Source organism: Marinomonas spartinae (genome assembly GCF_016461715.1).
In the GTDB taxonomy this organism is placed as follows: domain Bacteria; phylum Pseudomonadota; class Gammaproteobacteria; order Pseudomonadales; family Marinomonadaceae; genus Marinomonas; species Marinomonas spartinae_A.
The window spans coordinates 30,723-50,331 of record NZ_JAEMUI010000017.1 but is presented as its reverse complement, the minus strand read 5'-3'; the positions used below and the strand labels follow the sequence as shown (position 1 = coordinate 50,331).

Genomic DNA, 19,609 nt, shown 5'->3' with positions numbered 1-19,609 from the left:
TTATCAACAAAACAGTGGGTGTATTGTATTCAGTCCACTGTTTTTTTTGGCCTATTTTTGTCAGTTGTGTACAAAACAGGCGTTACTCACAGACTTGTACCCTATTTATCAATAAATAGGACCTTTTTATCTCAGGCGCGAAACAGTTTGCCTGTTAATATGTCTTTTACTTGTGAGGGCTGAGTGGCATTACCAAGTGGGGCATCATAAATGGCATCAATTCGATTGCCGAAATAATTGTCCACTTCGATGGCGCTCATGGCGGGCTCAAGACCTGCGGGATTAGCGGATGTTGAGACAATCACTCCATTAAAGGCTTCACAAAGAGTCTGTACTGGTTGATGTCGGCAAAGACGAATGGCCACACTTTGGTGCTCGCCTCTCACAAACGCAGGAGCAATGCTGGTGTCTGGCACAACCCAAGATGTTGGAATTTCCGTTTGGCTGATGAGACGTTCTGCTGCTTTTTGTTCTAGGGTGTCTGCCCATGGCTTTAAGTGATTGGCGTGCCCACCCACTAGGATGAGTCCTTTTTCCATGGGTCTAGATTTCAGTGTTAGAATCCGCTTGACAGCTTGCTCATTAAATGGGTCACAGCCAAGTCCCCATACCCCCTCGGTTGGGTAAGCAATGACGCCGCCTTGGCGCATGATGAAAGCCAAATCTTTTGGTGATGAAATTAATAACATGGGGCAATCACTTATTTTCAATAAGAGTGGTACAAAGGTGGTGATTCTAGCGGGATTTGATAACTCAGACCAGTAGCGGGCCCATAGCAATGAGTCCGCCATGCGATGTTGTATTGTTAAGTGCGTTAAAATTACGCTTGAGAGTTCTTATTTTAATGCATTGATCTTGTGCTTGATCTCTGAAATTTTGTTTTGCATGACTTTTTCTAAGTGCTCAAGCTCGTTAATCAGTTCTTCTCTGGTGATTTTCTCTTCTTTCTGCTTGCCAACAATTTGCTCTAGTTCTTCTAGGGCTCGTACGACAATCAGCGAGGGCTCTTGAACTTGTCGATAGGTTTGTTGACCGCCATCGGCTAAAACCGTTTTGGTAGAACGGCCAAATTTGAATTTTTTACTTTTTGGTAATAAAGAGCCTTTTTCTCGACGATAATAGACTTTTAGCACATCTTGGCTATTCTCGTAGCGCAAAGTAAATTTCTCAATATTCTCCGTACTGCTAATGCCCATGGATTTGAGTGTTGGGTAGCTGTTGCTCATGATAGATTCCTTGTGTATGTTTCTTGCTTAACTCAATTAGTATGGGATTGTTTAAGGAAAAGCAAGGTCTAGTCGTGAGAAAATTGAGCTGACGCAAGGGAGTCTTAGGTTCCCTTGCGTTTTGTGATGCCTCTTGCGATGACTAAGGTGGACAAGGCGGCTGCCATTGTTGATGAGAGTGTTGCCTTTTAGTCGTCTTGTTCCGAGTGATCAATGCCCAGTTCTTTGATTTTTCGAGTGAGAGTATTACGTCCCCAGCCTAGTAATAACGAAGCGTCACGACGACGACCAGCAGTATGCGCTAGAGCGGTTTCGATCATAATGCGTTCGAATTTTGGTACGATGTCATCTAAAATGCCTTTTTGGCCACTTGCTAAAGCACTGTCGACAAAGTTTTTCAGGGCGTCTTCCCAAGAGCCAAAAGGTTGTTCGCTGGGGACTGCAGCCAATAGTTCAGGTGGTAAGTCTTCAACCAGTACTTCTCTACCTGATGCCATGACAATGATCCAGCGGCAGGTATTTTCTAGTTGGCGAACATTACCAGGCCATTCTAAGCGAGTCAGATAGTTCTCTGTTTCTTTGGAGAGAAACTTGGGTTCGACAGACAGTTCTTCCGCTGCTCGACTTAAGAAGTGACGGGCTAGCTTCGGTATGTCCTCACGACGTTCTGCTAATTTGGGTAAGTGAACGCGAATAACATTAAGGCGATGAAATAAATCCTCTCGGAATGAGCCTTTTGTGACCAAACCCTCAAGGTTTTGGTGTGTCGCGGCAATGATTCGTACATCTACTTTGACTGGCGTATGACCACCGACACGATAGAACTCGCCGTCAGCTAACACTCGTAACAAACGGGTTTGTGTTTCAGCGGGCATGTCACCAATTTCATCTAAGAAGAGGGTGCCACCATTGGCCTGCTCGAAGCGCCCACGTCGTTGGGTGTTGGCACCCGTAAAGGCACCTTTTTCATGACCGAATAATTCGGACTCGATTAAATCATGAGGAATGGCTGCCATGTTCAGGGCAATAAAAGGATTAGCAGCACGTGGGCTATGACGATGCAAGGCTTGAGCGACCAATTCTTTACCTGTACCAGACTCCCCATTAATCAATACCGTGATATTGGAGTTTGCTAGACGACCGATGGCGCGGAAGACTTCCTGCATGGCGGGCGCTTCACCGATAATCTCTTTATCAACTTGCGCTTCAATTTCAGCGACTTCTGCTTCATCTAAGTTGGGCATGGACTTACGATGGTGCAAGATGGCGCGCTTAACGAGACTAACCGCTTCTTCTACGTCGAAAGGTTTGGGCAGATACTCAAAGGCGCCACCTTGATAAGACGCCACAGCACTTTCTAAATCTGAATGGGCTGTCATGATGATAACAGGTAAGTAGGGATGCTCTTTTTGTAACTTTTCAAGCAGTGCTAGTCCATCCATACCAGGCATTCGAATATCACTGATGATGGCACTAGGCTGCTCTTGATTGAGCATTTTGACAAGGTTGTCGGCGGAGTCGAAAAGCTGACATTGGATGCCTTCTTGTTCAAGTGTCTTTTCTAAGACCCAGCGTATGGATCTGTCATCGTCGACAATCCATACCGTCTCTTGTTGTGTCATGGGTTCTCCTCCTTATCTTGAGATGCTGTCTCGATAGGTATCAGGACATTAAATTCTGTTCTTTGTGGATGGCTGTTGCATTCGATAATGCCGTTATGTTGATGAACGACCGACTGGGAAATCGAAAGCCCGAGACCCGTTCCGTCAGCACGCCCACTCACCATGGGATAAAAAAGTGTTTTCATAATGTGTTCGGGAATACCTGGGCCATTATCAATAATGCTTACTTTACATACGAGGCGATGACGCTTGGCTCCGATCGTAAATTGACGAAGGGCGCGAGTGACTATCTTAATTTCTTTATGTTGGTTTTCTTCTTGCTCTAAAAGAACTTGCATGGCGTTACGAGTGACATTGAGCATGGCTTGAATCAATTGGGATTCATCACCGATGATATCGGGAATACTCGGGTCATAGTCACGAATCAACTCAATCTGACCATCTGCTTCCACCAAGATAAGTTGTTTAATTCGCTCCAATACTCGGTGAATATTCAATGGTGCTTTTTGGGGCAACTGACGTGGTCCGAGCAAACGATCCACTAAGTCCCTAAGCCTATCAGATTCTTCAATAATGACTTGCGTATAGTCTTTTAGCGCTTCATCGGTAAAGGCTCGACTGATCAATTGTGCTGCTCCACGAATACCACCGAGCGGGTTTTTTATCTCGTGGGCTAAGCCACGCACTAATTCTTTACTTGATTGGTGGTTCGCAATCAGCTCGTCTTCTTGAGAGATGCGCTTCATGCGATCCCTAGGGTAAAACTCAATCAGTAGACTGTCCGTAGTATTCATGGTGCCGGTAATAGGCGTCACTGTGTAATCACAGAACAATTTTTTTCCATTAGCGCGTTCGACTTCGGCATCTCGCTTTGTGAAAGGGTGGCCTGACTCGATGGCAGCATACAAAGAAGCAATGCTTTCTTCGTTTTCACGAAAAGCTGCTCCGATATCTTGGCCGTAAATACGTCGGCGACTAACTGCCAGCAGCATTTCGGCTGCCGGATTTAAATATTCAATCCCGAGCTCGCGGTTAACTTGAACCACGGCGGTCGATAAGTGGTCTATTAATAAGCTATACACTTGGGTGCCTCTCTATTGAATCTTATTATGTGCAAAATACGAACCAACATTGGGCAAATCAATAAGGCCTGTTTATACGGGGTTTGCTGGATAGAGTCTATCTGATTGCACTATTTTGGTGCTATTAAGATTGTTTGGTTTATTTTAGCGCAAAAAAAAGCCCCGATATAAGGCGAGGCTTTTTACTAAAAATACTGACTTTTTATTGGCTACAATGCTTATACGCTGTAGTAAAGTTCGAACTCAACTGGGTGCGTAGTCATTGATACACGAAGCGCTTCTTGTTTCTTAAGGTCGATATAGGCATCTATCATGTCGTCAGAGAATACGCCACCTTGAGTTAGGAACTCGCGGTCTTCGTCTAGATTGCGCAGAGCTTCTTCTAGGCTGCTACAAACTTGTGGGATCGCCAAAGCTTCTTCTGCTGGAAGGTCATACAAGTCTTTATCGGCAGCATCGCCAGGGTGAATTTTGTTTTTCACACCGTCAAGGCCTGCCATCAACATAGCTGCGAAGGCTAGGTATGGGTTAGCGGTTGGATCAGGGAAGCGAGCTTCGATACGTTTACCTTTAGGGCTAGCAACGTATGGAATACGGATAGAAGCAGAACGGTTACGAGCTGAGTAAGCTAGCATAACTGGGGCTTCGAAGCCTGGAACAAGACGCTTGTAAGAGTTAGTAGAGGCGTTAGTAAACGCATTCAAGGCTTTAGCGTGCTTGATGATACCGCCGATGTAGTAAAGAGCAGTTTCAGAAAGGCCAGCGTATTGGTCACCTGCGAATTGGTTAACGCCATCTTTCCAGAAAGATTGGTGAACGTGCATACCAGAACCGTTATCGCCAACGATTGGTTTAGGCATGAAAGTCGCTGTTTTGCCGTATGCGTGAGCAACGTTATGTACGCAGTACTTAAGGATTTGTACTTCGTCTGCTTTTTTAACCATGGTGTTGAATTTCACACCGATTTCGTTTTGACCAGCCGTCGCTACTTCGTGGTGGTGAACCTCAATGGCTAGGCCCATGGATTCCATTGCGCCGCACATAGCACCGCGTAGATCATGGTGAGAATCAACAGGTGGAACTGGGAAGTAGCCGCCTTTTACAGTAGGGCGGTGGCCCATGTTGCCGCCTTCGAATTTTTTGTTAGATGCCCAAGCGGCTTCTTCTGCATTGATTTCTACAGAACAACCAGACATGTCTGCTTTCCAGCGAACATCATCAAATACAAAGAACTCTGGCTCTGGACCAAAGAAAGCTGTATCGCCAAGGCCAGTAGATTTTAGAAACTCTTCGGCGCGTAGTGCAACAGAACGAGGGTCACGGTCATAACCTTGCATGGTTGAAGGTTCGATAATGTTACAGCGAACAATGACAGTTGCTTCTTCTGTAAAAGGATCAATTAGGGCTGTATCGTCTTGTGGCATCATGATCATGTCTGATTCGTTGATGCCTTTCCAGCCTGCAATGGATGAACCATCAAACATTTGACCGTTTTCAAAAAACTCTTCGTCGACAGAAGATGCTGGAATAGACACATGCTGCTCTTTACCGCGGAAGTCAGTAAAGCGAAGGTCAACCCACTTCGCGTCGTGCTCAGCAATCAAAGCAAGGGTCTTGTTTGACATAGTTGTTCTCCAATTTTAATTTAAACAAAAAGTATTCGACTTTGTGAAAAAGCGTGCCAGCCGTAAGCACAATGTCCCAATATAAAGCATAACTTATGCCAGAATGTTGGGCATTATAAAAAAACCTTTTAAAACATTGCCTTAAAAAAAAACTCATAAAAAACGCACACTTCTGTGGCCAGCTAAAAGACAATACAATAAATAAATGAACCAATAAAGGGCAATAAAACCTGCGCATGCTTTATATTGGTGCAAAAATGTCGGTTTTCGTTCTTGGCATCTTTTATTATACTGTGCGCCTTTTTTAACCATCTGGTATGCGTTGCAATTCCTATGAAATTTATTGTTAAGTTCTTCCCTGAAATCACTATCAAAAGTCGTCCAGTGAGAAAGGCGTTTGTAAAGCAACTTCGTCATAATATGAGGTTGGTTCTTAAAAAGCATGATGCTGATGTTGTTGTGGCGGGTAATTGGGATTTCATCGAGGTGCTTTCTGAAAAGGATGAGCTACGTGAGGATTTCACCACAGCTCTGTCTAATATTGCTGGTATCGCGCATTTTCAGTTTGTTCGTGAGTTTTCATTTACTGATCTAGATGACATTGTAGAAGAAGCCATGGTGTCTTATGGCGAAATGTTAAAAGATGCTGTTTTTGCTGTTCGAGTCAAACGAGTTGGTCACCATGATTTTACTTCGGTCGAGGCTGAGCGTTACATTGGCGGCTGTTTAAAAGCGCGTAGCGGCGCCTTAGCGGTGCGTTTGAAAAACCCTGAAGTACTGGTACCTATCGATATTCGTGATCAGCGTGTGTGGATGATTGAACAGCGTGTAGAGGGCTTGGGTGGATACCCATTGGGTTCCCAGGACTCAGTATTGTCTCTTATGTCTGGGGGATATGATTCCACTGTCAGTTCTTTTATGACAATGAGTCGAGGTCTAAAAACGCACTTTTGCTTTTTCAATCTAGGTGGCGATGCCCACGAAATTGGTGTGAAACAAGTCTCTAACTTTATTTGGGAGAAGTACGGCTCTGGTCTTAATGTTAAATTTGTTACGGTGCCTTTTGAAGCGGTGGTGGGGGAGATACTGACCAAGGTTGATAATGCTGAGATGGGGGTTATCCTCAAGCGTATGATGCTAAGAGCGGCTTCTAAGGTAATGGAAGGTGTTGGGGCGAAAGCGCTGGTAACCGGCGAGAGTGTCGCACAAGTCTCTAGTCAAACATTAATAAATTTGAAAGTCATCGATCAAGTGACAGACGAATTGGTGCTTCGCCCGCTGATTACCACTAATAAACAGGCTATTATCGATAAAGCCATTGAGATTGGCACCGCGCCTTTTGCGGCCAGCATGCCAGAATTCTGTGGTGTGATTTCCGTCAACCCGACTACTCGTGCCCGTATGCACCGAGTAGAACGCGAAGAAAGTAAATTTGATTTTGCGGTGCTGGAAAAAGCGGTGGAAGAGGCTCAAGTTATGTCTATCCAAAATGTAATGGATGATGTAGCAAAACAATATCAAGGCGAGGTTCCAGTCGTCCGTATGCCTGTCGGCGATGAAGTAATAGTGGATATTCGTCATCCGGATGAAGCGGCGAAGCGTCCTTTGAAAGTCAGTGGTCGTCCGGTTAAAGTGATTCCTTTTTTTGCGTTAGAGTCTAGCTGGCATGATTTAGACCAAGAGACAATGCACCTGTTATATTGTGGTAAAGGCGTCATGAGTCGTATCCATGCGTCTTATTTGTTGGGTAAAGGTCGAACTAATGTAGGTATTTATTTACCTTAACTCCCTCTTAGTATGAGATTAGCCCAGCAATGGGCTGTCTAGTATTTATATCAATGCAAAGCCTCCAATAGGTATTTTGTCCTGCTTATTTGATGAATTGCTGGGGCTGAATAAACAGTAATCACACTGACATAAAAGTGATGCAAAATGGTCACAATAGGTTTGAGATAGAATTGATTTTTATTTCACACGGATTGTGTCTTAGAAACGAGTATTTTTATTGCGTGCAGATTGGCCTCGATTAATTATTGTGACTTTTTTTGTCTCTTTAATGGGATATTGATCAATATAAGGGTACAATTGCGCGAATTTTACCCCGCACCAAGATCCGACGCGCTTGAATAGCATAATAGCCCAAGCCAAGCGGCGGTGTATCTTCTTGCTTACGCTAAATGCAGAGAACTATAAATGTCTAATGATATCAGAAAGTTACGTAACGTAGCTATTATCGCCCACGTTGACCATGGTAAAACAACTTTGGTTGACCAACTTCTAAGTCAATCTGGTACGCTCGATCGTAAAGACCTTGGTTCAGAACGAATCATGGACTCCAATGATCAAGAGAAAGAACGTGGTATTACCATTTTGGCGAAAAATACGTCAATTATGTGGAACGATTACCGTATCAATATCGTAGATACACCTGGACACGCCGACTTCGGTGGTGAAGTAGAGCGTGTATTGTCGATGGTGGACTCTGTGTTGTTGTTGGTTGACGCGGTTGATGGTCCAATGCCACAAACCCGCTTCGTTACTTCAAAAGCGTTCGAACGTGGTCTTCGTCCAATCGTTGTTATTAACAAAATTGACCGTCCTGGTGCTCGTCCTGATTGGGTTATGGATCAAGTGTTTGATTTGTTCGACAGCCTTGGTGCAACTGAAGATCAACTAGATTTCCCTGTTATTTATGCGTCTGCTATCAATGGTATTTCTGGTAATGATCCAGAAAACATGGCAGAAGACATGACACCGCTTTACCAAATGATTGTGGACAGTGTGCCTGTGCCAGACGTTGACCCTGAAGGGATGTTCCAAATGCAGGTGTCTGCATTGGATTACGATTCCTACGTTGGCGTTATCGGTATCGGTCGTATCACACGTGGTAGTTTGTCTCCGAACCAACAAGTAGTGGTTAAGTCTGCTGATGGCAAAGAGCGTAAAGGTAAAGTCTTGAATGTTAAGGGGTATCACGGTCTAGCGCGTGTTGATACAGACAAAGCCGCTGCTGGTGATATCGTTTGTATTACAGGTATTGATGGACTAAGTATTTCTGACACATTATGTAACCCAGAGTGTGTTGAAGCTTTGCCTGCATTAACGGTAGATGAACCAACCGTCAGCATGACCTTCATGGTGAACGATTCTCCGTTTGCTGGTAAAGAAGGTAAGTTTGTGACTTCTCGTAATATCAAAGACCGTTTAGATCAAGAGTTGATTCACAACGTGGCTTTGCGTGTTAGCCAAGGCGATGCGCCAGATAAGTTTATTGTCTCTGGTCGTGGTGAGCTTCACCTTTCTGTATTGATCGAAAATATGCGTCGTGAAGGCTTCGAGATGGGGGTTTCTCGTCCTGAAGTCGTTCAAAAGGAAGTGGATGGTAAAATTCACGAACCTTATGAGCAAGTAGTTATCGACGTGGAAGAACAACATCAAGGTTCGATCATGGAAGAGCTTGGCTTGCGTAAAGCTGAGTTAACTAACATGGAGCCAGATGGTAAAGGCCGTGTACGTCTTGAGTTTATGTCTCCTTCTCGTGGCTTGATTGGTTTCCGTGGCTTGTTCCTCACACTTACTTCTGGCTCAGGTATCATGACAAGTGTATTTGACCATTATGGTCCAGTAAAAGAAGGGGATGTTGGTGGACGCCAGAACGGTGTATTGATCAGTATGGTGACGGGGAAAACCGCTGCATTTGCTTTGTTTAACTTGCAAAGTCGTGGTCGCTTGTTCTTAGGACATGCAGTTGAAGTATATGAAGGTCAAGTTATTGGTCTTCATTCACGAGATAATGACTTAACCGTTAACCCAGTTAAAGGTAAGCAGTTAACGAACATGCGCGCCTCTGGTACAGATGAAGCTTTGACCTTGACGCCACCGATTCGTCATACCCTAGAGCAAGCGCTTGAGTTTATCGAAGACGACGAATTGGTAGAAGTAACGCCGGAAAGTATTCGTATTCGTAAGAAGTTGTTAACTGAAAACGAGCGTAAACGCGCTGGTCGTAAGTAAAAATAGCTTAAGTAAATAGCTCTAAAAGAGCTGTTGAAATAGAGCAGCAGCAAATGGGTTTATGCAAATAAATCTGTGAGCGAGCAGAAGCGCCTTCGGGCGCTTTTGTTTTTTCTAGACTTTGTTAAAGTCATACGACTCATTTAGTGGGGCGGAACTAGGAAGGAAAGTATGAAAGTATTAGTGCAAAGGGCGTTAAATGCCAAAGTGGTGGTTGAGGGTGAAACGGTAGGTGCCATTGATCACGGGCAGCTCGTATTGGTAGGAATTGAAAAAGGCGATACAGAAGCAGATACCCAAAGGTTGGCCGATAAACTGTTGAAATATCGTATGTTTAGCGATGGTGATGGCAAGATGAATCTGAATGTTCAGCAAGTGGGTGGTGGCGTGTTGCTGGTATCGCAATTTACTTTAGCGGCTGAAACTAAGAAGGGATTACGACCAGGTTTTTCCACAGCCGCTGTGCCTACAGAAGGGGAGCGTTTGTTTAATGATTTTGTGGAAAAAGTGCGCGCCCAGTATGATCGTGTTGAGACTGGGCGCTTTGGCGCGGATATGAAAGTGTCTTTTACCAATGATGGCCCTGTCACTTTTTTATTGAATTAAGTATTTATGCTCGATTGATCGTTAAGAATTAACCATTCAGCGCTTGATATACATGATAAGCACTGACCACATCGGCAAGGGCTGTACCAACCGATTTAAACAAAGTAATTTGGCTATTGCTCTTTCGTCCTTGTGCCTTGCCTGAACAGAGCTCTGCCAACTCGCCTTTGATGTGTGATTCATTAATACTGCCTTCTTTGAGTGGAATCAAAATCTCTCCAGCCTCGTTTAAGACATTTAATCGGCTATCAACTATCACATGGGACATTTTTATAGTGGCCGTATCGCATTCTCGACAGCTAGCGTGATGATTTCCCACTAAATCAATGTGTGTACCTGCCGCCAGATGCACACTTTTAAACAGAGGAGTAGGGCTGCCTGTGGCACAGCTAATGATGTCCGCTTGAGTGATAACATCCTCAATATTATCGCAGATATTGACGTTGAGGTCGGGGCGTGCGGCTTGAATAAGGGCTTGCACCTTGCTGCTCTTTTCTTGTGAGCGGCCATGGATGAAAATATGCTGGATGGGGCGAACGCTGGCATGTGCTAACGCCATATAAGGCGCGAGTTCGCCTGTTCCGAAGAGCAAAAGTGTGCTGGCATCTTTGCGGGCCAGTATACTGGAGGCTAATGCCGATACAGCAGCGGTTCGCCAATAGGTTAAACTGGTGCCATCGACCAGCGCGATGGGGCTCCCCGTCTCTCTGTCGAATAGCAAGACCTGAGCTGCCACGGTTAAACGGCCTTGGTTGGGGTTGTCGGGATAGTGGGTGAAAGATTTAACACCGATGACATCCTTTGTCCAAGCCGGTAAAACGGCAAAGGTGTCGTGTTTTTCGGTTGTACCGCCGGGAAGTGGGTAGACGTGTCGTTGTGGCATGCCAAACTCGCTGCGAAAGGCGAGCGCCAGAGCGGGAATCAATTCTTCGAAGGATAATGTTTGCTGAACTTCTTCGGCCCCAATGATTTTCATGTCGCTTCCTTAGTTTGACTGTGCAACGTACAGAGTAAAGAAGAGCGGGCTAAAGGTCTAGGTTCTTCGTGCAAAGGGTAAAAAGAACGCTGGTAGGCATTCTAGTTCACCCTATTGATAGGTCCTTTAAGGCTTAATTGGTCTCCGTTGCTTCTTCTGATTCATCTTCAGAAACGACTTTGACCGTGCGACCTGCTAATAATCCCATTTCAAATAGCATCCACATTGGTACCGCTAATAATGTCTGAGAGAAAATATCAGGTGGTGTCAGTAGCATGCCAATCACAAAGCAGGCAAGAATGATATAAGGGCGTTTTTTGGAGAGACTTTCGACGGTTGTGATACCTGCTTTGATGAGCAAATAGGTTGCCACAGGGATCTCAAAGGTGATGCCAAAGGCAAAAAAGAGCTTCAAAACAAAGTTCAGGTAGTTGTTAATGTCCGTCATGACTCGAACGTCGCTTGGCCCAACGGAGGTAAAGAAGCCAAAGATTAACGGCAATACCACGTAGTAGGCAAAGAGAACGCCTGCATAGAATAAGATGACGCTAGAAATCAGCAGTGGAATAGCAACGGTTTTTTCATTCTTATAAAGTGCGGGAGCAATAAAAGACCACGCCTGATATAAGGTAAAGGGAATAGAAATTAACACAGAGATGGCAAAGGTCAGCTTGAGCGGTGCGAGAAAAGGAGAAGCGACCTCGGTTGCAATCAGTGTGCTTCCTTTAGGAAGAAGCATACGTAGCGGTTCGGATACGATTAAGTACAGGTCATTGGCGAAGTAATATAGGCCAAGGAAAATAATCAATATCACCACGATGGACTTAAGTAGGCGATTACGTAGCTCAAGTAAATGAGCGACCAGCGGTGCTTGATCGTGAGAATCTGTGCTCATAAAGGGTATACAATCCGCAAGTTAATTAAGAACGAGTTGACTCTGTGGTATCGGCTTTTTCTCTTGTATTGACTGTTGAAGAATGAGCCTCTTTTAATATTGAATCATCCTGTTGTTCTTCTACCGTTGATGGAGAGGCAGCAGACTTCACAGAAGCTGGGTCGTTAAAGCCTGACTCTGGCTCTGTTTTGGCTTCTTCTGTTTTGGTATCTGTATTTTGCGCTGTCACGGCACTTTCTTGAAGGGGCACTTTGTCCTCCTCTGGCGTGACTTTTACTTTTTGAGGAGCACTTTCTTCTATCGGCAATTTGTCAGCTGAAAGAATGGCGTTTTGAACGTCCTGACCCTCTTTTAAGATGCGCTGATTGTTTTGTTCTATCTTGCGAGCAAGTTCTTCCTGATCAAGCTGGGCATTAATCTCGCGCTGGACGGCATTAATGCTGCGTCGTATTTTACGAATCCACAAGCCTGCTGTTTTTGCAGCTATAGGCAGTCGCTCGGGGCCAAGAACAATCAAGGCCACGACGAATATCACCAGTAACTCAGAAAAACCAATATCGAACAAGGTTAGGCGCTCTTATCGTCTTTTTTGACTTCGGATTCAATGACTTTGCTTTGTGTTTGCTTGTCGTTTTCATCCTCTTCTTTGTTAACAGCTTCTTTAAAGCCCTTAACGGCGCTACCTAGATCTGAGCCTAGATTTTTCAGTTTTTTAGTGCCGAAGATCAGTACTAAAATTGCTAAGACAATCAGTAATTGCCAAATACTAACACCACCTAACATTTCTTACTCCTAATTGCGATTGGCCTTTTCTTCTAAGCCGGATAAATCAAAGCGTCGTGCGAGCTCATCTAAAATGGCATCCGGCCCTAAATCCAAGTGAGATAGCATGACAAGGGTGTGAAACCATAGATCGGCCGTTTCATAGATAAGGTCACTTTTATCTCCCGAAAGGGCTGCGTCTTTTGCGGCGATAATGGTTTCTGTGCTTTCTTCACCGACCTTCTCAAGGATCTTATTTAACCCCTTAGCATGAAGGCTGGCAACATAAGATGAGTCCGCGTTAGCAGATTTCCGTTGTTCTAGTGTTACTGCAAGTTCTGCCAGTACGTTGGTGCTCATTATAGCCTCTTGAATGTTACGGTTTTAATACTAACAAGTATAGCCCCGCAGCAAACAGTAGCATACTGAATATATCTGCGGTTTGTAATCTTTGCAATGACTCTGGATCAGATATAAACCAAGCTGCTCCTAAACTGACCAGTCCTAGTAGCTTGAATGGTAGGCCACGATTGGCTTGGTTCACTTCTTTTGTGAGAGCTTCTATCGCTTGGGTTTGTTGCGTCATGAGTTCTTCTTGCTTGGAAATCTGTGTTAAAGCAGAAAAAACAAGATTTGGTAACTTCGGAAATTGACCCGCCCACTCTGGAGCTTGTTTGCGAACTTCTTCCATCACACGTTTCGGGCCCATTTGCTCACGCATCCAGCGCTCCAAAAATGGTTTGGCTGTCACCCAAAGATCTAAATCAGGATAAAGTTGTCGGCCTAACCCTTCAATGTTGAGTAGGGTTTTTTCCAATAGTACTAATTGAGGCTGGACCTCCATATTAAAGCGGCGAGCCGTCTGAAATAAACCGATGAGTACTTGGCCAAAAGAAATGTCTTTAAGGGGTTTGGCAAACATGGGTTCGCAGACACTGCGAATGGCCGATTCAAAAGCGTGAACAGGGGTTTCTTTTGGAACCCAGCCACTTTCAACGTGTAGCTGTGCCACCATGCGGTAATCCCGTTGAAAAAAGGCTAATAAATTACGTGCCAAATAGTTTTTATCAGCATCGTCTAGGCTGCCCATGATCGCACAGTCAATGGCAATATACTTGGGTTGTAACGGATTAGTGGCATCGACAAAAATATTACCAGGGTGCATGTCAGCATGGAAAAAACTGTGCGAAAAGACTTGCGTGAAGAAGATCTCGACACCACGTTCAGCAAGCGATTTCATGTCGACATCTGCTTCATTGAGAGCACGAATGTCTGCCACTGGAATACCGGAAATACGCTCCATGACCATGACATTTTTATGGCAATAATCCCAATAGACTTGAGGCACATAAAGCAAATCGGAATCCGTAAAATTACGCTGTAACAAGCCTGTATTGGCGGCTTCTTTTGCTAAGTCTAACTCGTCTAAAATGGTGTACTCGTAATCGGTGACTACTTCAACTGGGCGTAAACGTCGTCCATCGGAACTGCTTTTCGCGATAAAGTGGGCAAGCGCATAAAGCAATCTAATGTCTTGGCGAATGGTGTTTTCAATGCCTGGACGGATGACTTTAACGACGACGTCTTCACCAGAATGCAGTTTGGCGGTATGTACTTGCGCGATGGAAGCGGATGCTAAGGGCTCTGCCGAAAACTCAGCAAACAGTTCACTAACAGGCGCTTTTAAATCTCTTTCAATGATGCTTTGGGCTAGCTGCCCAGAAAAAGCGGGAACCTTATCTTGTAAGCGTGCCAACTCATCGGCTAAATCATCGTCGAGTAAATCGCGTCGCGTCGACAGAATTTGCCCAAACTTAACAAAAATGGGGCCTAGAGACTCTAAGGCCAGACGCAAGCGTTCTCCACGGTTTCTGATCGCCCGCTGGCGCCCTAAAGAAAAAAAAGGGCCAATGCTATAGCGAAGATACCAAGGTAACTTATCGAATGGGATAAGGGCGTCAAGACGGAAGCGCAACACAGTGAGAATGATGCGAGTTAAACGAAAGGCGCTTCTGAACATATTAGAATTTAAATCCTTTGTGTAAGGCGACGATACCACCGGTCAGGTTTTGGTAGCTGGTTCGCTCAAAGCCCACTTCGTCCATCATGCCTTTTAGGGTTTCTTGATCTGGGTGCATGCGAATGGATTCAGCCAAGTAGCGATAGCTTTCAGAATCATTGGCAATCACTTTACCCATGAGGGGGAGAAGGCGGAAAGAGTATTGATCGTAAATTTTCGACAAAGACTGAGATTCTGGTTTCGAGAATTCTAATACTAATAAACGGCCGCCGGGCTTTAATACACGATACATAGAGGCCAATGCTTTGGATTTATCCGTGACATTGCGAAGGCCAAAGGCAATGGTAATACAATCAAAGGTATCGTCAGGAAAAGGCAGCTCTTCGGCATTGGCTTGAACAAATTGTACATTGCCAACAACGCCCTTATTGACGAGCTTATCGCGGCCAACTTTTAGCATAGAATCGTTAATGTCGGCGAGAATAACTTGTCCTTGGCTACCTACTAAACGAGAAAATTGCAAAGTTAAATCGCCTGTACCGCCCGCGATGTCTAGTACTTTATTGCCAGCGCGTACCCCCGATTGGCTGATAGTGTGGCGTTTCCAAATACGATGAATACCACCAGACATCAAATCATTCATAATGTCGTATTTTGCGGCGACGGAGTGAAAGACATTGGCGACGGCTTTTACTTTTTCCTCTTTGGGGATTTCTTTAAAGCCAAAGTCGGTGGTTTTTTGCTGATCGTCTTGCATAAATTACTTCATCCTAGAGGCGACATGTTGCGCCAATCTATTTATCTACTGCTGCGTTGTTAACTATTGTAACCGTGTGCGGCGACCTCTGGTACTGGTTTATTCTTTTGTTTGATCAACTTTTACAATATTGCGGCCAGCTTCTTTGGCAATATAAAGCTGTTTATCGGCTCTATTAAACAGCCCATCATGATCTTCTGACATTCGACAACACGCCATGCCTATCGATATGGTAATGGTGATAGGTGCACCATTTACGTTAAAGGGCGCTCTTTCGACGGCGGCACGAATGCTTTCGGCCTTTTGCGTGGCTTCTTGCTCATTAGAATCGACAAATAAAGCAACAAACTCCTCGCCACCATAACGGAAGATCATGTCTTTATTGGACAGGGTGCTGAGTAGTTGTTTGGTTACCAAACGTAAGACTTTGTCGCCAGCTTGATGCCCCCAAGTGTCGTTGACTTGTTTAAAGTGGTCAATATCACAGACGGCTAAGAAGAGTTTTTTTCCGCTTTTCTTTGACGATTGCAGCAAAGGCAAGATGGAATCTTGGTAAGCAGCACGGTTAGGCAAGTTAGTGAGTGCATCGGTCATTGCCTGAGCCAATTTTTCTTGCAGCTTGGTCCGCATGGTGGAGGCTTCTTTTTCCATCCGATCTACTTTGCTTTTTAATGAGGCGATGGATTGATGAGTCTCTTTTTCTAGCACTATCATTTGTTGTTTGTAATCGACCATGGTGGTCGTCATGACTTTCATGCGCGTGTCGATGAGTTCTTTGAGCTGATTTAGGTCAGTTGCGCTTTGGGAGGCAAGGCTGGTATCACTCACCTGTTTCTCTAAACTTACATTCAGCCCCTCTCGGTTTTCAGCCAGCGTCTTTTGGTTTTTATAATGGCTAACAATGGAGGCGTTCATACTGGCTAACTGCAGATTCAACTGATTTAGATAGTTAGTGAGTCCTTCCTGAGTTTTGCCTGTGCTGATAACGATAAGATTGATGACTTCATCAAGTAAGTCGGGCAATTGCTGCAAGTCGTTGCTGTTGGCCAAAACTTCTCGTAAGGCAATAATTTGTTCGTCGTACTCGTTGCTTAAAGATAAGTTGGTCAGCAAGCTGGATAGGGTATGGCTAATTTGGGCCATAATTTCCTGACTATTCTGGACGTCTTGTTGTTTCTTCGTACGATAAAACAGCCGTTTAATAAGGGGTTCTTTGCTGCTTTCTTTTGACGTTTCTAAACTTAGGGTGGTTTTAGCAAGGTCTAAATAGCCGCTAAAAAGAGAAGGCCAGAAAGGTGGCGATTGCCAGTGTAAGCGTATAAGCGACTCCAAGGCTTGTTTCTCGCTACAGGGGAGCCTTTTCTTATGATGCAACTCAAGTAAGTCAATTAAATCATGGAGTGTTTCTCGGACCTGTTTTGCTCGGTTTAGGTGAGTTTCTTCGCTGTTTAATAGATAGGGCTCGGCAGCGCTAAGCATGGCTTGTATTTTGTCTGCATCCGCGCCCTTGGCTATATTGTGGCGAATCTGACGGATAACAGAATCTACTTCAGGGTCATTGCCTTCGGCCAGTAGGCTGATTCTTGATACCGCCTTGCGCAATGTGCTAATTAATTTTTCCTGAGCAGATTCTGTCATATACCCTCACTAAATAAGACGCAATTTAAGTCTACTGTAGTTGCATTTTATCGTGTTCTTTCTCGATTAAGTAATTGACAACTTTATAGATGTTATCATTGCCGCCAGCGGTTTCTGCATCGACTAAATATTTACCGTCTACGACAAGAGTCGGGGTGCCTTGAACGCCATAGCCGCGAATACGGGCATCGGCCTGGGCGAGGCGGCTTTGTACGGCAAACGAGTTAAATTGCTTTTTAAACTCTGCTTCACTGACGCCGTAGTGAGTAAAGAATTCTGCTAGAGAGTCCTCTGTATCGAGGCGTCTGTGATCAATATTGATCGCATTGTATAAATCTGAGTGTAATTTATTTTCGACGCCTAGCAACTTGGCAACGTAAAATGCTTTGGCATGGTTAAGCCAGCCACGACCAAAGACGGCGGGTAAGTATTGAAAATCCACATAATCTGGGATGGTTTTTTTCCACTCTTGGGTGTAGGGCTCTAAACGAAAACAGTGTGGACAACCATACCAAAAAACTTCCACGACTTGTACTTTGTTTGGGTCATTGGTGGGAACAGGGTCGGCAATGGTGGTGTAGCCATGACCGTCGCTATAATCTTGAGCCAAAGCCGTTAAAGGAAATAGTAAGCAGAAAAGAAGGGCTGAGAACAGCTTTTTCATTGATAACTCCTAGAGGTAATGTTTGATAGCATTGCGATAATGCACAAATTGTCGATCTTATTCGATGTGTTTCCCATTACAAAGTTCGATTATTCCAGCAAGTTTACGGAAAACTTACAAGTATAAAACCTAATAAGTGACCGTTTTTCTTTTCTTGTTATCAACATAAGGTTTATCTAGCCTTGAGTCCTGCTAAGTAGCTGGCAACCGCATCGATTTGTTGATCATTGAGTTTCTGTGCGATGGACTGCATTTCATTGTTAGGATCATTATGTCGTAGACCTTGTTGGAATGCATGCAATTGGCTGGAGGTATAGGTAGCAAATTGGCCGTTTAGAGCGGGGTAGCGAGCAGAATTGATACCGCGTCCGGCAGGGCCATGGCAAGCAGAGCAGGCGGGAATAGCGTTGCTTGGATCACCAAAGCGAAAGAGCTGTTCTCCTTGTTCAACTAAGTCTGGCTTGGCTCTGCCTATTTTGATGGTTTGATGAGCAAAGTACGCGGCAATATCGGAAAGGTCTTGTTGAGTCAGGGAGTTGAGTTGACCTGTCATTTGCGGAACAGCGCGCTTGCCCGACTGAATGTCTTGCAATTGTTTCAATAGATAGTTTTCTTGCTGGCCTGCCAGTTTCGGAAAGAGGTTGATTGTGCTGTTGCCATCTTGTCCGTGGCACGCTGCACAGGTTGTGGTGAGAGATTTTCCAGCAATGGGATCACCTTGAGCGAGCACCAGTGGTGTCATAACAGAAAGTAATAAGCCAGTGAATAGAGCCTTGATCATGTGGCAACCTTTTTGGTAATAGCTCTTAAAGTAGTCGCTTTTAAATAAGTAATGGCTAGCTGTAATAGCTTAATAGTTCATTGTTGCTCTGATAAAGTGGGGATTCGCTGTTTGTCGCGCCTAACACCAACTACCTAAACCTAAGACTAAAATAGTGTAATTTGTTAGAATACGCCGACTAAACGTGGTAAACCGAGCCATTCACAGGCATTATATACAACCGATGAATAAACGTGAACGCTAAATTCTACTGACGAATACCAACCTATGACCCCTTTTGACTCTATTTTCCAATCTGCTCATTTTATTAAGAGCGCCGAGAAACTTTCACAATGCCCACTAGATCAAGGGATCGAAGTCGCGTTTGCTGGCCGCTCTAATGCGGGAAAGTCCACTGCTTTGAATACGCTGACGAATCAAAAAAAACTGGCTCGTACATCAAAAACTCCTGGTCGAACTCAGTTAATTAACTGTTTTGGTCTAAACCTAGAAGATCGCCGGTTGATTGATTTGCCAGGTTATGGTTTTGCGAAAGTGCCAATTGAAATGAAAAAAGTCTGGCAAGCGCACATGCAAGATTACTTGATGAACCGTCGTTCTCTGGCAGGGGTCATCTTAGTAATGGATATTCGCCATCCTCTAAAAGAATTTGATGAGATGATGTTAAATTGGGCGAAGGCAAATAATATGCGAGTGCATGTGCTGCTCACTAAGTCTGACAAGCTTAAGCGAGGTCCTGCGAAATCGGCGAAATTGCAAGTTGCCAAAACTCTAAAAGAGCGTGGAGTTGATGGCAGTGCACAAACCTTCTCGGCGTTAAGTGGGGATGGCGTTGATGAGCTACGGATAAAACTAGCAGATTGGCTGGTATTTGATAATCTGGACGATATTCCAATTTCTCCAAATGCGTAACAATATGCTTTAATTCGCCACTGGTTTCT

Annotated in this window: 19 protein-coding genes; 4 read left to right on the top strand and 15 right to left on the bottom strand. The window is 44.5% G+C overall.

The features are described 5' to 3' along the window. Window positions 1-131: 131 nt before the first annotated feature. The 5 genes from JHD45_RS15550 to glnA form a co-directional block, all read right to left on the bottom strand. A complete protein-coding gene (locus tag JHD45_RS15550) occupies window positions 132-689 on the bottom strand; it encodes an L-threonylcarbamoyladenylate synthase (RefSeq protein WP_199477432.1) in 558 nt (185 codons plus the stop codon). 147 nt (window positions 690-836) lie between these two features. Then, the gene (locus JHD45_RS15545) at window positions 837-1,226 is read right to left on the bottom strand and encodes a DUF3461 family protein (protein ID WP_199477431.1); all 390 of its coding nucleotides are present in this window, start codon (window positions 1,224-1,226) and stop codon (window positions 837-839) included. Between the two features lie 188 nt (window positions 1,227-1,414). Next, a complete protein-coding gene (gene ntrC / locus JHD45_RS15540; protein ID WP_199477430.1) occupies window positions 1,415-2,848 on the bottom strand; it encodes a nitrogen regulation protein NR(I) in 1,434 nt (477 codons plus the stop codon). Beyond that, entirely contained in the window at window positions 2,845-3,930 is a 1,086-nt protein-coding gene (gene glnL, locus JHD45_RS15535; RefSeq protein ID WP_199477429.1) for a nitrogen regulation protein NR(II), read from the bottom strand. Before glnL ends, ntrC begins: the two co-directional genes overlap by 4 nt. 218 nt (window positions 3,931-4,148) lie before the next feature. After that, window positions 4,149-5,555 carry a glutamate--ammonia ligase gene (glnA, locus tag JHD45_RS15530; protein ID WP_199477428.1) on the bottom strand — a complete coding sequence of 469 codons (1,407 nt, stop codon included), beginning with the start codon at window positions 5,553-5,555 and terminating at the stop codon, window positions 4,149-4,151. Between the two features lie 333 nt (window positions 5,556-5,888). Here glnA and thiI point away from each other — a divergent pair, with 333 nt between their 5' ends. The 3 genes from thiI to dtd all read left to right on the top strand — a co-directional run bounded on the left by thiI (window position 5,889) and on the right by dtd (window position 10,175). After that, complete coding sequence (gene thiI, locus JHD45_RS15525; protein WP_199477427.1) at window positions 5,889-7,340, top strand: tRNA uracil 4-sulfurtransferase ThiI; 1,452 nt, start codon at window positions 5,889-5,891, stop codon at window positions 7,338-7,340. A gap of 408 nt (window positions 7,341-7,748) precedes the next feature. After that, window positions 7,749-9,569, top strand: a complete 1,821-nt coding sequence (typA, locus tag JHD45_RS15520; RefSeq protein ID WP_199477426.1) for a translational GTPase TypA — start codon at window positions 7,749-7,751, stop codon at window positions 9,567-9,569. A 171-nt stretch (window positions 9,570-9,740) separates the two neighbouring features. Next, window positions 9,741-10,175, top strand: a complete 435-nt coding sequence (gene dtd / locus JHD45_RS15515) for a D-aminoacyl-tRNA deacylase (RefSeq protein WP_199477425.1) — start codon at window positions 9,741-9,743, stop codon at window positions 10,173-10,175. 28 nt (window positions 10,176-10,203) lie between these two features. On the opposite strand, the gene JHD45_RS15510 is transcribed toward dtd, so the two are convergent. The 10 genes from JHD45_RS15510 to JHD45_RS15465 form a co-directional block, all read right to left on the bottom strand. Then, complete coding sequence (locus tag JHD45_RS15510; protein ID WP_199477424.1) at window positions 10,204-11,151, bottom strand: ornithine cyclodeaminase family protein; 948 nt, start codon at window positions 11,149-11,151, stop codon at window positions 10,204-10,206. A 133-nt stretch (window positions 11,152-11,284) separates the two neighbouring features. Next, window positions 11,285-12,046: a twin-arginine translocase subunit TatC gene (gene tatC / locus JHD45_RS15505; protein WP_199477423.1), complete on the bottom strand. Its 762-nt coding sequence runs from the start codon at window positions 12,044-12,046 to the stop codon at window positions 11,285-11,287. A 25-nt stretch (window positions 12,047-12,071) separates the two neighbouring features. Beyond that, on the bottom strand, window positions 12,072-12,611 hold the full coding sequence (gene tatB, locus JHD45_RS22330) for a Sec-independent protein translocase protein TatB (RefSeq protein WP_233407872.1): 540 nt from the start codon (window positions 12,609-12,611) through the stop codon (window positions 12,072-12,074). Between the two features lie 2 nt (window positions 12,612-12,613). Continuing rightward, window positions 12,614-12,829, bottom strand: a complete 216-nt coding sequence (gene tatA / locus JHD45_RS15495) for a Sec-independent protein translocase subunit TatA (protein ID WP_199477422.1) — start codon at window positions 12,827-12,829, stop codon at window positions 12,614-12,616. Window positions 12,830-12,838: 9 nt separating this feature from the next. Next, complete coding sequence (locus JHD45_RS15490; protein WP_199477421.1) at window positions 12,839-13,168, bottom strand: phosphoribosyl-ATP diphosphatase; 330 nt, start codon at window positions 13,166-13,168, stop codon at window positions 12,839-12,841. A gap of 16 nt (window positions 13,169-13,184) precedes the next feature. Beyond that, on the bottom strand, window positions 13,185-14,828 hold the full coding sequence (ubiB, locus tag JHD45_RS15485; RefSeq protein ID WP_199477420.1) for a ubiquinone biosynthesis regulatory protein kinase UbiB: 1,644 nt from the start codon (window positions 14,826-14,828) through the stop codon (window positions 13,185-13,187). Between the two features lies 1 nt (window position 14,829). Beyond that, window positions 14,830-15,585, bottom strand: coding sequence for a bifunctional demethylmenaquinone methyltransferase/2-methoxy-6-polyprenyl-1,4-benzoquinol methylase UbiE (gene ubiE, locus JHD45_RS15480; RefSeq protein ID WP_199477419.1), 756 nt, complete (start codon window positions 15,583-15,585; stop codon window positions 14,830-14,832). A gap of 99 nt (window positions 15,586-15,684) precedes the next feature. Continuing rightward, window positions 15,685-17,223 (bottom strand): GGDEF domain-containing protein, encoded by a 1,539-nt coding sequence (locus JHD45_RS15475; RefSeq protein WP_199477418.1) that lies wholly within the window; start codon window positions 17,221-17,223, stop codon window positions 15,685-15,687. A 31-nt stretch (window positions 17,224-17,254) separates the two neighbouring features. Further along, window positions 17,255-17,887, bottom strand: coding sequence for a thiol:disulfide interchange protein DsbA/DsbL (locus tag JHD45_RS15470; protein ID WP_199477417.1), 633 nt, complete (start codon window positions 17,885-17,887; stop codon window positions 17,255-17,257). 172 nt (window positions 17,888-18,059) lie between these two features. After that, on the bottom strand, window positions 18,060-18,668 hold the full coding sequence (locus JHD45_RS15465; protein WP_199477416.1) for a c-type cytochrome: 609 nt from the start codon (window positions 18,666-18,668) through the stop codon (window positions 18,060-18,062). 267 nt (window positions 18,669-18,935) lie between these two features. On the opposite strand from JHD45_RS15465, the gene yihA reads away from it, so the two are divergent. Beyond that, window positions 18,936-19,580, top strand: coding sequence for a ribosome biogenesis GTP-binding protein YihA/YsxC (gene yihA / locus JHD45_RS15460; RefSeq protein ID WP_199477415.1), 645 nt, complete (start codon window positions 18,936-18,938; stop codon window positions 19,578-19,580). The last annotated feature ends 29 nt before the right edge of the window (window positions 19,581-19,609 follow it).